The following is a 14,977-nucleotide window of genomic DNA, read 5'->3' as shown; positions in this document are numbered from 1 at the left end:
AGCGGCGTGAACCGGATTGCTGATATTCAAGCTGAGTAACGCCAACGAGGCAACTAAAGATGCAACGACCATTTTGTTTTTCAAGTTCATGATTAAAACCTCCGGATTAGTTTGATTTTTATTGGGCTTCTGAGAACGATAATAACAAAATCAAATACGCGTAACCGTAACTTTGTCACACTCGAGGAAAAACCGAAGAGAAAATAAAAAAGGGCCGGGTTATGCGCACCCTTGCGGTGGCAAACCCGGTCCTCTATTGGTTTCATATTAAAAATTCCTCCGATCCGCAGGGAGGCTGCGGACGATCAATTCGAGCGCGAATCGGAGACCTTCGTAGGCGGACCGCAAGTTTCGCTCCGTGGACCTTCCCGGCTTGAACGGGAACCGCGTTCTTGTCGAGCTGACGGCGATCGTGATGCGCGAGCCGGCGAACAGGATCGTGATGCGTTTCCCGTATCGATCCCGAAAGCTCAGAAGCCATTGCATCCAATCGTTCGAGAGCATATCCAAAGCGGAGCTTTCGTCGGAAGCCCGAATCGCGAAAGCCCTGTTGAACGCAACATTGCCGGTTTCGATCGATCGCAGCTTGATCTTATGGTTGTTGCCGTCTGTTATCGTCTTGATCTTCTTCAGATCCGGAAACCGCACCTTCGGTCGCAGGAAAACGACCTGTTCGTTCTCTTCGTTCAAATTCGCCGCGAACAGCGCGCCTCTAAATAAAGTTGCTGTATAATCTCCCTCGCTGGAAGTTTCCTTTCGCGTAACGCGGATTTCAGAGAACGCGAAATCGCGACCGTAGCGTTTGCCGGAGATGTTATGGAGTCCTCGGATAGAATCGTAGCCTAACGCGAATAACGGATTTCCCTCGAGCAATCCGCCGTGCCTGAACGTCTCTCCGCCCTCGTATTCGAAGCCGCAATCCGTCGTGAATTGCCTTTGCTGGAACGCGAAGAGTCCCATCGCTTGCGCCAAAGGGGCGCTGCCGTATTGTTCGAATTCCGCCTTTGCCGTTCGGATGTCGCCTCGATATTCACGCAGGGTGCGGAATAGGCGAACCAGCCACCACAATCCGCCGATCAGCACGAATAGAATGCCGAATACTCCCCATCCTTGATTGAATCCGAGTACAGCGAGGACGTTCACGAAAAATGCGATTACGAGCACCGTCAATGGCACGAAGATGCGTCGGATCGCCCGCGAGCGCCGTTCTAGATAAGCCGTTCGAATACGTTCCAACCGGTTCAAGTCCATTCGGGCTTCTTGAAGGAACTCTTCGAATGTCGGCCACATGTACGATTCTCCCCAATTCCGATGAGTCTATGAGTCTATTATAGGGAAGATTACAATTTTCGACAATTCATTAGACGTTACGACAACGCTAATACACAGATGCTGGTTGTGGCACTGAGCCTATTTGTCCGGACTGCTGGCGTCCGGCAGCATGCTCGATGGAGTAAAAAGCGGGCTTTATAACGATTTTTTCTGGTAGAATAGTCTCAATGACTTTGCCCCTTAATTCCACATACTGACTTTTTCGTGCAGTAGATGCACGGCATTTAATATTTATCTCCGATAAGATTGATCTCGAAGGGAGGAATTGCGATGGATTGGCTAGACAGGATGAATAGCGCTATGGATTACATTGAAGCAAACTTAACGGACAGCATCTCCTATGAAGAAATTGCGCGGAAGGCCTATTGCTCGACGTATCATTTTCAAAGGATGTTTCCTTTTATAACCGGCGTATCGTTATCTGAGTATATTCGGCGTCGACGTCTAACGTTGGCAGCATTCGAGCTCCAGACCACGGATGCGAAGGTGCTCGAGGTAGCCATGAAATATGGATATGATTCGCCAGAAGCGTTCGCACGTGCATTCAAGAATCTTCATGGAATCATGCCGATGTCCGCACGTGAGCAGGGCGTTACGCTAAAAGCCTATCCTCGAATGTCCTTTCATATTTCAATCAGAGGAGATGTCGAAATGAATTACCGCATTGAACAAAGAAGGTCTTTCGAGATGTTCGGAGTCTATGGTCTTATAAATTCGGACCAGAAAACAGCATTTGCCGAGGTTCCTGTATTCAGGAAAAGGTGTGATGAAGACGATAGTGTTGGTCTGATGAACGAACTTCTGGGACGATTTGGAGACACAGTGTTGCATGCCGCCCTATATGACCACACTAGAGAAAATTTCAAATACATGGTGTGTTACAATTTGCCAAAGGGGCTCGAAATTCCAGAGAGATTTACAAAGCTTTCCGTCCCTGCATTAACATGGGCGATCTTCCCGGAACCGCAATGCGAACTGCAACGATTATGGGAGCGAATCTATTCCGAGTGGTTCCCGACTTCTGAATACGAACAGGTTGAGGGCCCTAGCTTTGAAATGTACTATGGAATGGCAATTAACGTTACCGGAGAAATATGGATACCTGTAAAGAAGAAATAAATCTCGTACTTCATTGAAAAGTAAGGGTGATCTACAAATTATAAATATATCGCCAAATGGCTCATGCGCCCTGGCGATGTATTTGTTATGTCTCGAAGTCAACACGGAGTCAGCAAGCGATCCCTGGAATGCGTGCCGTTCGCCATATTTCGTTGAGTTGAAAGCTCAGGCAGTGCGGGACCGCCAAGGCTCGTGCTCGTGCGCGAGCCAGACTAGCTCGGGGTCGAGTGCACGCACCCGCAGTTGGCCTTCGGTACGTGGTTCGTCGAGCTCACCGAACCAAACCGCCACGTCGCCGCCGATGACGACCGGACGCCCGCCAGTCTCGACGACGACCACCTGCATGCCGCTTGTGTGGCCTGGCGCCGGGACGAGTCGGAGTCCGGGAAGCAGCTCTAGCTCACCTTCGACCGGCATGTACTGCACGCCGGGCGCATCGACCCACTCGCGAATGGTGTAGTCGTCCTCGTTACGCGCGTCGTCGAGCTCCCGACGCTGGACGTAGATTGGCTTACCGGCGAAGAGGTGGTTGCCGCCGCAGTGGTCGAAGTGCAGGTGTGTGTTAACGACGATGTCGATGCTGGCGATATCGAAATCCTGCTTGCTTAATGGCCAGAGGCGGGGATCGAAGTCGGCCGCCGCCGGATGCAGCTCCGTCATGCCGGTATCTACCAGCACGCGAGCATCAGGATGATCGATGATGTGCACGTAGACGGGCATACGCCCGCCCCCGGTGAGCAGCTCGGCAACGAGGACCGGCGTGATAGTGATTGATAGTTGAGTCATGATAACCTCCATTATTGGTGAATCACTCTATTCAGAAATATAAACTCCTTAGCAATAATTGCTATTATCATACTTCAATTACCAGTAAAGTCCTAGTGGATAAGGCTTATTGGAAATAATGCGATCAAACGCTTATCCTTACCGCACGATTAAATTGATATGATCCAATGAATGAAATCAACGATAGGAGTGCAAGGATGTTCAAATCAACAAGGGTGCTAACTCTACTTTAATTTTACAAATTATGATATAATAGGACAAAAGTTCCGGAACTTATATTTATATTTGTGAGGAGATTGAATGTGTATACTTACTATTCCATGCTTGGTCGCCTTCTGGACGAGAGAACACCGCTCAAAAGTGAAGGGTATTATATTTTGAATGATAAAGACCAAGTTATTTATAGTACCAAACCGCCAATTCAAGGGGAAATTGTAACGATAGAGAGCTTTACCAACGCATTGGTTGAAGGCTGTAAGCAAATTGTTCATTCCTTTGCTGCCAGTCCTGAAAATAAAGAGGTATACGCTATTAACTTATATGCGGACGAGCATAAGAGCTTCTATTTTTATATGAACACATTGGGGCGTTTTAATGAGACCCTTTGCAAGTACCAAAGCAATAATCAGGAGTATTTTGAGAGAAACCACATCATCTCGCTAAAATACAACTGTGGAGATTTTGATTTTCAATTTTGGCAAGAGCATATGGGTGAATACGGAAAATATATTGCGTTATTCGAGAAAATCGGATATACGGCCTCGGACATAAGCAAAGACGATCCTATAGGAAATGTCGAAGGTGTTCCAGTAGTTGCGTTCGAAACGGCAATTATCGATAATGGCTACTATGTTTGTGCGTTAAAGGCGATGCAGAAGCTGATTGCAGAGAAAGCGTTTGCTGTGTTGGACAAAACCGAAGATTTCATTGCGTATGCATCTACCGGGAATGATTATATAGACTACGGCATGGTGATGAGAAAAACGATTGATCAAGAGCTGTTCTATCGAGTTTTTCCTGATTTGAATGAATTGGATACGCAATTCGAGGAAGCGATGAAGCAGAACATGAATTTATCGGTAACTGATTCCATAGCGTTTTGGTCAGAAGCTATTGAAAAGGATTACCGCTTGGAACCCCCATTTACATATAGCAAGTCGGAAATGGAGGTTTTCGTGCAGCTTGAACAATTCGGAAATATATTGGCGAAAGAATGTCTTGATAAATTGACGGAGCTAGCTCGTTTGAACAGTATAGATATGAAAAGTTATAAGTGGGTAACCTTTTATATAGAGGCGCTGCACTTTGCTGGTAAATTAACTGAGGATCAAGCAGAACAATGCAAAAAAATCGCTGTCCGACTGGCTGAAGTAGACAACGATCTGATCGACTCTGCCAAGGAACTAGAGGCATTGGCCAGGTAAGGTAAGCCGTGATCCGACAGCTGGAGCGATTGGATATCTTATGGGGGTTTTGCAAGGGAAAGAAAGGAGGAGAACGACCAGTCATAGCAGTCTCGTTCTCCCATCGGCTTTGAGTTATTGCAGTTTGTCCATCCGAAGCAAGCGGTAATAAATATGACCATCAAGCGTTTCTTGCGTCACCAGATAACCGTCAGCCATTACGCGGTCACCGACCGAGATACCAGGTATCGGTTTCTCGGATTCATAGGCAAGCGTGCCGCCTTCTTCAAGTAGCAGCTCATAAAGCGTTGTGTTTCGCGAAGTCAAGAACTGCTCAACAATTTTGCCGACAAACTGTCTAGATATATGATCCATATACCAACGACCGGTTGCTACATCCTTCGTCACAATATACCGGACATGAGATGCTCCTCCCCTCTCATATAGCCGAGAGATGCCGACTGCGATACTCCCATCCTTCAGAAGCTCATAGCTGTCCAGGGCATAGGAACGGAGCGCGGTCCGGCGGGGGTAGTTGTTATCGAAATAGCTCAGCATTGCATCTACGCTGATATTCGGATCAAACGTATGCGTCTCCGGGAAGTAGGCTTCCATCAGGAAGGAGGGGGTTAGCCATTCGCGCGAAACGCTCATTTTCCGATTGAAATGCTTTATATAATTGGTCAGTGTCGCAAGCGCCTCCGAATCCATTGCATTCATCACTTGCTGCGATTCCGGTGTATGGCGTTGCTTTAGGGGGAGATACCTTTTCTTAAGCTTCCTCAGCAGTTTACCTATTAGGGATGGAGCTAAGAATGCTAATAGAATAAGCCCTCCAACAACGATTATGCCTACGATCATGCCCACGGTTACTTACCACCTTTTGAGTATAGAAATGAATAGATTCTAGTTTAGCAAATCTGAAAGGGTATATCGGTGTCCGCCTCTTAGATTGCGCCATAGGACGACGATCGTCGTAATCGGTCCAAACGGCACGCTCCACCATCCGAACAGCAGTGTAATAAAGCTGAACATCGCTCGATGAAGAGGCGTTAAATGGGCCCCCTGAATAAAATATCGGCTTGTTCGATGCTTACTGAAGAAAGCGAAGGAGACGACGGCTTCATATCGGATGAATAGGGTATCCGTTGTGATCTCAAAATGGTTAAAGAAGGCTCTGTCGGTTAGTATTTCTTTTCGATGGGATTGGAGCCATAGGGCAAACTCCTCCTGTTCACGCCGGTCCCGAATGAGGTATAAGAAACAAAGCAATAACACCGTTCCAATGATCAATTGGAAAATAAAATTCGCCTGACTCGTATCATAACTCCAAAACGTTGCACCATAAAAAAACATGGAAAACAACAATACAAGCCATTCCATGTACAGAAGCTCCTTTGTAATCAATATAAGGCATTAGCCAATGTGCTAACTTATATATCGGAATTCGCCAAGTTACCATTAACGGCAGGACAGTTGATGCTTCGACACCGCGGAAACGCATATCGATGGGCATTCGGGCTTTGCGGTGATAGCCTTTTGACGGAAGTTAAGGAGTTGGAAAAAATCGCACAAGGTCAGCTAGATTAGGTATATGCAAGATTATAAAGGGCCGGGGAAGCCACCATGTTACAGTGACAACCCCAACCCCAATCAACGAACTTTCAACGTAAAACCCGTTAACTTATAATTACAGTTTAAATGTTTTAACCAGGTTCTTCAGTTCGCTCATCATTTCGTTAAGAGAATATACCGAAGCTGTTATGTCTTCCATGATGGCGGTTTGTTCCTCTGAGGAGGCTGCGACAGTTTGGGATTTTTCTGCGGAATCCTCGGCGATTTTAACCATGCTTTCAAGGGACGAAGTGATTTCCTCCGTGCCGGCGGATAACTGCTCGGTCGTAGCGGATACATCCTGCGTCTGTTCCGATACTTGTCGGATCGAAACTTGTATCGTATTGAACGAGGTGCCAATATGCTGCATTTTACCTACCCCGTCTTCGATTTCAGCGACATTCCTACGCATGAAATCGACGGCCATCGTTGAGGATTGCTGGATAGACTGAATCAATTCGACGATTGTCGTTACGGACTCCTTGCTCTGTTCGGCCAACTTCTTGACCTCATTCGCGACTATTGCAAATCCGCGCCCATGCTCTCCGGCTCTGGCTGCTTCGATGGATGCATTTAACGACAATAAGGCTGTTTGATTGGAAATGTCCGAAATGAATTCGATGATGTTTCCGATTTCATTGGAATGTCCGTTCAATTGCTCAATTGCGGCAGCCGTATGATTGGCCGAGGTGCCGATCACGTTCATCTGCTGAATGGCGGAGCGAATCTCTGCATAACCGTATTCCACTTCTTTAGCGACTTCTCCGGTTTGATCCGATACGATGCCCGAAGATTCGGCGATTTTTTGCACGCCTGCGGCCATTTCTTCCATTGCCCTCGCGGATTGTTCCGCTGCTTGCAATTGTACTTCCGTACCGCTTGCCATTTCCTGTATAGCCGAGGAAATTTGCGTGGAAGATGCCTCGGATTGCTTCGCGGATTCCAAAAGCTCCTCGGAAGAGCTAGCGACACGGCTGATCGTCGTATTGATTTGTTGTACGATTGCAGACAACGAATCGATCATGTTGTTGATGTTTATGCTTATTATACCGATTTCGTCTTCCGAGCGAACGGCAACCCTCATGCTAAGATTTCCGTCCGCAACTTCTTTGACAACGGAGGAAATCGTTGCGATAGGCTTGACGACACTCCTAGTGAGCAGGATTGCGATTAACGAAACGATAAGGATTATTCCAAGCATTATGATAATTCCAATGTTGGTAGCTCGGTCTACGGCTGCGTTAATTTCATCGGTTGGCACGGTAATCAGAAGTTTCCATGTGGTGTTCGGAATGGTCTCGTAATAAGTGATAACTTCTTTTCCGTCCCCCACTTTATAGGTAATGGACCCTTTGGCGTTCGCCAGTATGTGACTGAACGCGTCCTGAGTCCCTTTATCTTTAGAGAACTCCGCTACCTTTTTTCCAATCCGACTCTTATCCGGATAGGTGTAATACTCGCTGGAACCAGAAATGATATATCCGTATCCGGTTTCTTCCAATTTAATCGAGTCCGTTAACTTTGAAAAGTTATCAGGTGAGGCGGATTGAGATATCGCACCTACTATGTTGCCCGAACCGTCAAGGAGAGGGGTGACGATCGGCAATACTAGTTTATTTGTTTTTTTGCTGACCACCATGTCCGATATGACCGTTTGTTTGGTTTCCATCATCTTTTTGAAATAATCTCGGTCGGACACATCGATTGGGGTATTGGTAATATCAATGCCTTGCCCTTTGGTATCAACCAAGATATAGTTATCGATTTGGTTATCGCTCTCTTCAAGCATTTTCAGAAAAGGTAGAATAACCTTCGGATCCATGGATTGAAATTCGGGATGTAGGTTAATCAGTTCCGTTACCGCGGAAACTTTTAGTTGTATCCATTCGTCAATTCGAGAGATGCTTAGTTCTTCTACCAATTGTGCCTTTTTCTGGCTTTCAGACTTGCTCATGTTCTTGAAATAATTTACATAGAACAAGCTAGAAACAATTAGCGGGATGATACACAGCGCAAGTATGACGATAGACCATTTAACCCGAATGGACAGATTTTTAAGCTTTCTCTTTGATGTTTGGGTTGGCATTGATATTCCTCCGGATTCATCTGTGTCATACACTTACTTACCGACAGGTAAGTGTTCATGAAGTTATTAAGCACGAAGCACGAAGCATGGCCGCGAACAGAAAAAGTCGCTCATGCTTAATTCCCAATTCTCATTCGCAAATCTCCTTACTCTGTTATAAATTGGTTAACACTACTCTTATCGGATTCAGAGTATTAGTATTTTAGAGAAGAGGTGACGTCTTACGCTTTAATGATAATCCGATAAGAGTAACTTACACGACAAATACATCGCCATATGGCTTTACGCCTCGGCGATGTATTTATTATTCGTATTACATGCCCTCACCCACGCACATCACATTTGCTGTAGACAATTGCTCATTTCACTCTGAAAGTACGAGGTCCCCATCTTTTAACAAGAATCAACGCCGTCATGAAGTAAGCGATCGTTATTGCTACTATGGTTATCGCAAGTCCCGTGGCATCGGCCTTCAAGATGAGGGCCAATACGAATGCGAAAGAAACGACAATGTTTACGACAAAGAAAAATGGATTTTTCATATTTAGCTCGGTCGAATAAGGCTGCAGGATGTAATACAGGAAGAGATGGTGGATGGAGAAAAACACGGACAACGCGATCGCGCAGACCAATGTCAGAAGCAATTCTTCTGTCGGTATTCCCCCTGCCGTCAGCGCAAATCCGGTCAATGCGGCTCCAAGAACGACGGCAAGCGCTAGGTTAAGCCCGCAGATGCGGAATAACCTTTGACGGAAATGTTGGTCGGCGGCGTTTCGATAGAAGCTGTATCGCATAAGGCTGAGATCGCAGTTGTAGAATATGGCCTTGCACGCTCGTTCACCAATGGAGAGAAGGTTCATGACCCAAATCAACCAAGGAATTCCGGTGCTCCATTTTGCAGCCAGGGAGGATGCCTTTTCCGGATCGACGATAGCAAAGGTCACGCCGAACACCCCTATAGCGCATATAATCGCCAATCTGTTCCATAGAGGTCGTAAGAGGAGGCTGCGATGCCTTGCGAAAAACAACGAATTTAAATACGCATAACCTTCCCGGTTCTTATATTGCTCGCTCTGCCCGACCGTAAGAGTAAGGTCAATGTCCTTTGACTTAACTTGTTTTTTATTGGCTTCTTTAAACATTTGCCCGATATTGAGCAGAGGATCATCCCGTTTCGTCGCGGCATCCACTGCCGTTCGATATTCGGAATATCGTTTTAACCGCACCGCGGCATTCGCGCCAAGCACGGCAATGACCATTGTAACGGGCCATAAGAGCAACAGTTCGCCGCTGTAGGGTATCCAATTTAGCAAAATAGGCGCATAGGCAACACCGTAGCCAAGTCCAATCGCAAGCCAAACGGCCGCGGTATTTTTGACGAGCACGATGCCCGTTTTCTGAAACAGCTTCAAATGAAGATATTCGCATAATACCCGCCAAAGCGTTACCGACACTGCCAGCGCCATCCCTTGAAGAACCGGGACATTCAGTAAGGAGGTGAAGAGCAGCAAAGCCGGAATATAGTAGATAAAGTATGAGCAATAACGATAGCCCAGCGACGCTTGCATATAGGCAGTAGGCTGCATCCGCATGAGCTTTACGGCAATGTACTTCTCTCGTTTCGTCTCCAAAACCGTAATGCCGGCGACACCCGCCATCACAAAGCTGAGCAGCAAAAAGATATGTAAAAACAGCGAAAGCTGATCCTCCTGAGATAAGCCCCCGTTCAATGCGACGACAGGTAAGTAAACCATCAGCCCTAGAAAAGCAAGCTTGGAGACGAATCCCCAAACGATGTTTAGAAGAAACGCGATAATAGCAATCGCCTTTTTCCCTTCCAGATTGGCATATTGCGTATTCTTAATTCTACTGCCGACCAAGGGAAGCATCTGAGCATAATAAATCAATCGATTGACCGTTGAGGAAGTTCGGATGGAAAACAGCGTGCTAAATGTTCTCAGCATGATCGTCATCCTTTAACAAAGAAATAATCCGTTGTTCAAACTCCGCGCTATGCAGCAGATCGGTCGGTACGGCGGACAATTGACCGTTGTTCAACACGACAAGCTCATCGCACAAATCGGTAGCCAATTGCAAAATATGGGTGGAGAAAATGAGAATATGATCGCGCTTCATCTCGCGCAGCATATTTTTCATCTCGTGCGCCACGATCACATCGAAGGAGGTCAGAGGTTCGTCAAGCAGAATGACCGGCGGTTTGGAAATGAGAAAAAGCAGCATCTGAATTTTGTTTTTCATACCATGGGAGTAGTTTTTAATAAGCCGGTGGCGATCTTCCCGCGACATGCTTATCTTATCGAAGTAAGCGTCGATATTGGAATCCGGCTGCTTGTCCCGGTTAATATCGAGATAGAACTTAATAAATTCATAACCGGTCAGAAATTCGGGTAATATCGGCAACGAATACACATAACCGATATCCTCCTCGACGAGTTTCCTCTCGCCTCCCTCATCTTTCAACCGCGCATGTCCGCCATCGATCTTGGTTTCACCGCTTAGACAATTGAACAATGTCGTTTTCCCTGCGCCGTTGCGACCCAGCAGTCCGTATATGTTACCTTTCTGAAAATGGAACCCCGCACCCTGGAGCACTTTTTTATCCCCAAAGCTTTTGGTAATCCCTTGCAGGATCAATTCCATGCCGTTACCTCCGTTTCGTACATGCAAATATATGGTTACTGGTTTACTACGTAATTGTAACCGGACCGTTGCGGTCATGCCCAATTGATTCTCCGAAATCAACGAGACCCCAAAAGGCTGCTCCGCATAAATCGCGAAGCAGCCTTCCATTTTAGAACCTAGAACTGGATGATCCCGAGATCAATCAAGCAAACCCATACCTTGATACGGCGATGTCGCGTCGGTGCGGAAATCGTCGGTCATCATCGGCACAAGCTGCCAGGTAGACGGATTCGTCGTCGGATTTTTCGCCGTGTGCGAGCCTGCTTCGATGCAGAGATAGAGCTCGCCCGTCGGGAAGTAGTACGCGTAATCGCCTTGGTTATAGTAGATCGGAACGCTATACAGGTTGGAGTAGTCGTCCCACCGCTCGATCTTGGTCCAATCGAAGTTGGTCGGGAACGTAACGTCCTCGAATACGATCGGCGCGACGGTGGCTGCCGTTACGTTGCCGGTCGCGGTCACATTGCCGGACGTACCGTTGTTGCCGCCTACGGTATCGATGAACGTCTTCGTTCCATCCTGCAAGTTGTTCGTAAAATACAGCGGGTTCGTCACGTTGTCTACGGCGAAAATAAGCTTGTTCAAGTCGGTCTTTCCTGGCAGCTCGCCATACTGGAAGTTGAACTGCCGCATGATGTTGTCTTCGAACCGTAGCGTCGCCGTCGGATTGGACGGGGCGTTATGAACGTAACCGAAGAAGTCGCGTCCGTGCGAGAAGTAGTTGTCGTGCACCCAAGCTTGGGAGCCCGGCGGATTCGTATCGGCGGCGTCCTTCGACAGCACCATCTCGAACGTGTCGCCGGCTCCGCCGATGAACACGTTGTTGTAGACTTCACCGCTGCCTACGCGCTGCGCGTATTGGAAGCAACCGTCCTGCCACTGCGCGAAAGGATCCTTCCAATCCATTGCGCACAGGGCGACAACGTTATTGTACACTTCCAGGCCGTTGCCCTGTTGCGACAGCTGGATGCCCTCCGTCCCCGTCCGAATGACGCGGTTATTGTAGATTTTCAAATTCGTGAACATATGCTGGTTGGCCGTCCCGCTCGTATTGCCGAAGTACATGCCTTCCGCTTCGATGTCGTGGATGTAGTTATCGTGGATCTTCACGCCGTCCATCGTCGCGGTCGCATCGCCGTCCGTCTTGACCAGCAGTCCCGCGAATCCGGAATGGTGGATCTCGAGGAACGACAATTCGAAATTCGTCGCCCGATTGCTGACCATGATGGAGGAATTGCTCGAGCGCCCCACCTCGATGCCGTAATTGCCTTTGGAGTTCGCGTAATTGCCGTTCGCGTGGCCGGTATAGCTTGCGTGGCCGGTCTTCAGAGTATTGTTATATTCGCCTGTCAGCTTCCAGTTCGAGCCGCCTCCAATGAAGAACGTATATTGGAAATTACTGCTGATCTCTACCTTGCCGCCGTAGTTCGTAATGATAAGCGGATTGTTGGCCGCCCGCTGCGGCAGATTATTCAGCCGGATATAATCATAGTGGCCGGCCGGAATGTACAGACGTTTAACCGTCTGCCAGTTGACTCCCGGGTAATCGGCTTGGATGTCGTTGCTGTAGATATGCGGTCTGCCGTTAACGTCAAGCGAGCGCGTTAGAATAAACGACTCGTATTGCGAGATGTCGATCACCCGCGTTCCCACGACGCCCGAGCCGTCCTGCGCGGTCGCCCGCACCGTAACGGTTCCGTCCGTCACCGGTGTCAGAAGCCCGCCGGAGCTGATCGTCGCGCTGCCCGTTCCATTCATGACCGACCAGACGATCGTCTTGTTCGAAGCCGTATAAGGAAGCACGCTAGCCGACATTTGCAACGTATTGCCTATGAGCAAAGTCGTCGCGCCGCCGGCGCCGGTTACGTTAATTTGCGACACCGGCGTGTACGGAGCATTCTGCACGCCGTTGCCGTTCGCATCTATCCAGCCGATGAACGCGTATTCGAGCGCGCGAGTGGTCATCGTTGCCGGGGCGCGAAGCAACAAGTAGCGCGACAACGGCGAAACCGCGGTGCCGCTAATCTCGTTGTCGCGAATCCACGGCGTCGTCGATCCCGTGTTAATTCCTTGTGCGCTGTTGAAGTTGAATCGGGTTTCGGTCAGGCCGCTGTCGTTCGTCGTATCGATATCGTCATCCCACCACAGCTCGGAATAGGGAGTCTGATTGCCGGAACTCGAGGACCGGTATTGCGTCCAGGTGGCCAAGATCTTTACCTTACTCCAATCCGTGCCGAAGTCGATGTAACCGGCTCTGCTAGCGTAATACGGCGCGCCGTTGCCAGTCGCGGTTCCGACCGGATATCCGGTATTCACGTCCAGCGTCGGCTGGTTGTCGAATGAATCCTGCATCGGGAAATACATCCCCGTGGCGCTGCCCGCTTGGACAGGCGTTATGATCTGCAACGGTTCGTTGCCGCCTAGACCCTGGTTCGAGATCGTGATCGTCTTGGTGCCGAACACGCCGGACCCGTCCTGAGCCGTCGCCCGCACCGTAACGGTGCCGTTCGATACAGCCGTAAGCAAGCCGCCGGCACTAATCGTGGCGCTGCCCGTTCCGTTGGTCGACGTCCATGTAACCGTTTGCAATCCGGCGTTCGAAGGAGTAATCGCCGCCGACATCTGCAACGTTCCGCCCGAAGTGGAGATCGTACTAGCTCCGCCTGCGCCAGTTACCGTTATCGCGGTCACCGGAAGATTGAGCCAACCGACGAACGCGTATTCCGTCGCCCGATTCGTCATCGTGCTCGGCGAGCGAAGCATCAGGTAACGCCCTTCCGGCACGAGGGGATTACCGGCGAGGTTGGAATCCCGGACCCATGGAGCCGCCGATCCGGTGTTAAGGCCTTGCGCGCTGTTGAAGTTGATGTCGGTCTCGGTCAGTCCGCTGTCGTTGACCGTATCCGTGTCGTCGTCCCACCACAGCTCCGCATAGGGAGTCTGATTACCGGTGGTGTAAGCATAATATTTGGTCCAAGTGGACTCAATCCGGACATTCGCCCAATCGGGACCGAAATCGACGTAGCCGGCTCTGCCGGCATAATAAGGCGCGCCTCCGCCTGGGCTGCCCGTCGGTACGCCGCTCACTGCATCCCAAGCGACGTCCGTACTGTCGAACGCGTCACCGAGCGGAAAAAAACCGCCTCCCGTTGCCTGACCTGCCGCCAACGGCTCGATAATTCCGAGCGTACCGTTTGCCGACGCGTTGTTCGATACGGGCAGCAAAGTCAATAATAGCAACAAAGCCAATCCCGCACTGCCGATCTTCCTCATTACAAATCCCTCCCATAAATAGGTTTTATACATAAACTGCTTTCGCAGAGTATGCCGCTCATCACCCTGGGTGTCTGTAATCTGTCAGCAGTCGCCATCTTCGTATGCCTAATGCTTGGGGTCACTTTAAATTATAGAAACGTCGGACATAGCCGTATATTGGAAAAGAGCAGGATTCCTTGCATTCTGTTAACCCGTTCGAAGACGCCTTGTGCCGGGAGAAGACTCGTCCCAATCTTGCTCACAGAGTTATTACAAGATAGCGTGCTGCCAAATTTACCGTCTAGCATCGGGCTACAAGAGATGCACGACGTGCCCGGAGGCGCAGCGGCCGCAATCATAATGACAAAAAATACATCGCCATGTGGCTTAAAAGCCCAGGCGATGTATTTTCTATGAATTAAAGTCAACACGAGGTCAGCAAGAGCGACTACATCTGCTCGATTTACGAAGGGCCGCCTTCCTATGAAACGAATTAGATTAATTCCCGAAGAGCGTTCAGAGCGGCTTCATAATCCGGATGGTCCGTCATTTCCTTGAGATATTCCACATACTGAATGGTATTATTCGCGTCTAGAATGAAGATCGCCCTCATGTCCAATTGCAATTCTTTGATGAGTACGCCATACGCTTCACCGAATGAGCGGTGTTTATAGTCGGT

At 48.8% G+C, this 14,977-nt stretch carries 10 protein-coding genes and 1 pseudogene; 3 read left to right on the top strand and 8 right to left on the bottom strand.

Annotation, left to right across the window (positions count from 1 at the left end):
- Nucleotides 1–267: 267 nt before the first annotated feature.
- Complete coding sequence (locus DFP95_RS28240) at nt 268–1,290, bottom strand: DUF3137 domain-containing protein (protein ID WP_115996024.1); 1,023 nt, start codon at nt 1,288–1,290, stop codon at nt 268–270.
- A 312-nt stretch (nt 1,291–1,602) separates the two neighbouring features.
- On the opposite strand from DFP95_RS28240, the gene DFP95_RS28235 reads away from it, so the two are divergent.
- Nucleotides 1,603–2,451: an AraC family transcriptional regulator gene (locus tag DFP95_RS28235; RefSeq protein WP_115996023.1), complete on the top strand. Its 849-nt coding sequence runs from the start codon at nt 1,603–1,605 to the stop codon at nt 2,449–2,451.
- A gap of 165 nt (nt 2,452–2,616) precedes the next feature.
- Here DFP95_RS28235 and DFP95_RS28230 read toward each other — a convergent pair whose 3' ends face one another.
- Nucleotides 2,617–3,237, bottom strand: a complete 621-nt coding sequence (locus DFP95_RS28230) for an MBL fold metallo-hydrolase (RefSeq protein ID WP_115996022.1) — start codon at nt 3,235–3,237, stop codon at nt 2,617–2,619.
- 302 nt (nt 3,238–3,539) lie between these two features.
- Between DFP95_RS28230 and DFP95_RS28225 the strand changes: the two genes are divergently transcribed.
- Nucleotides 3,540–4,661, top strand: a complete 1,122-nt coding sequence (locus DFP95_RS28225) for a DUF4303 domain-containing protein (RefSeq protein ID WP_115996021.1) — start codon at nt 3,540–3,542, stop codon at nt 4,659–4,661.
- A 114-nt stretch (nt 4,662–4,775) separates the two neighbouring features.
- On the opposite strand, the gene DFP95_RS28220 is transcribed toward DFP95_RS28225, so the two are convergent.
- The 5 genes from DFP95_RS28220 to DFP95_RS28195 all read right to left on the bottom strand — a co-directional run bounded on the left by DFP95_RS28220 (nt 4,776) and on the right by DFP95_RS28195 (nt 14,316).
- The gene (locus tag DFP95_RS28220; protein WP_115996020.1) at nt 4,776–5,507 is read right to left on the bottom strand and encodes a hypothetical protein; all 732 of its coding nucleotides are present in this window, start codon (nt 5,505–5,507) and stop codon (nt 4,776–4,778) included.
- Nucleotides 5,508–6,330: 823 nt separating this feature from the next.
- Entirely contained in the window at nt 6,331–8,340 is a 2,010-nt protein-coding gene (locus DFP95_RS28210) for a methyl-accepting chemotaxis protein (protein WP_115996018.1), read from the bottom strand.
- A gap of 359 nt (nt 8,341–8,699) precedes the next feature.
- Complete coding sequence (locus DFP95_RS28205; protein WP_115996017.1) at nt 8,700–10,304, bottom strand: hypothetical protein; 1,605 nt, start codon at nt 10,302–10,304, stop codon at nt 8,700–8,702.
- A complete protein-coding gene (locus DFP95_RS28200) occupies nt 10,288–11,001 on the bottom strand; it encodes an ABC transporter ATP-binding protein (RefSeq protein ID WP_115996016.1) in 714 nt (237 codons plus the stop codon). Before DFP95_RS28200 ends, DFP95_RS28205 begins: the two co-directional genes overlap by 17 nt.
- 180 nt (nt 11,002–11,181) lie before the next feature.
- On the bottom strand, nt 11,182–14,316 hold the full coding sequence (locus DFP95_RS28195; RefSeq protein WP_181907649.1) for an Ig-like domain-containing protein: 3,135 nt from the start codon (nt 14,314–14,316) through the stop codon (nt 11,182–11,184).
- A 211-nt stretch (nt 14,317–14,527) separates the two neighbouring features.
- Here DFP95_RS28195 and DFP95_RS29920 point away from each other — a divergent pair, with 211 nt between their 5' ends.
- Entirely contained in the window at nt 14,528–14,659 is a 132-nt protein-coding gene (locus DFP95_RS29920; protein WP_115996014.1) for a (2Fe-2S)-binding protein, read from the top strand.
- Between the two features lie 132 nt (nt 14,660–14,791).
- On the opposite strand, the pseudogene DFP95_RS28185 reads toward DFP95_RS29920, so the two are convergent.
- Nucleotides 14,792–14,977 (bottom strand): annotated as a pseudogene (locus DFP95_RS28185) (thiol peroxidase); the annotation flags it as partial.

This window comes from Cohnella lupini (assembly GCF_003386205.1).
Taxonomy (GTDB): Bacteria; Bacillota; Bacilli; order Paenibacillales; family Paenibacillaceae; genus Cohnella; species Cohnella lupini.
Note: the sequence above shows the minus strand (reverse complement) of the source record. Positions and strands in the feature narration are given on the sequence as shown.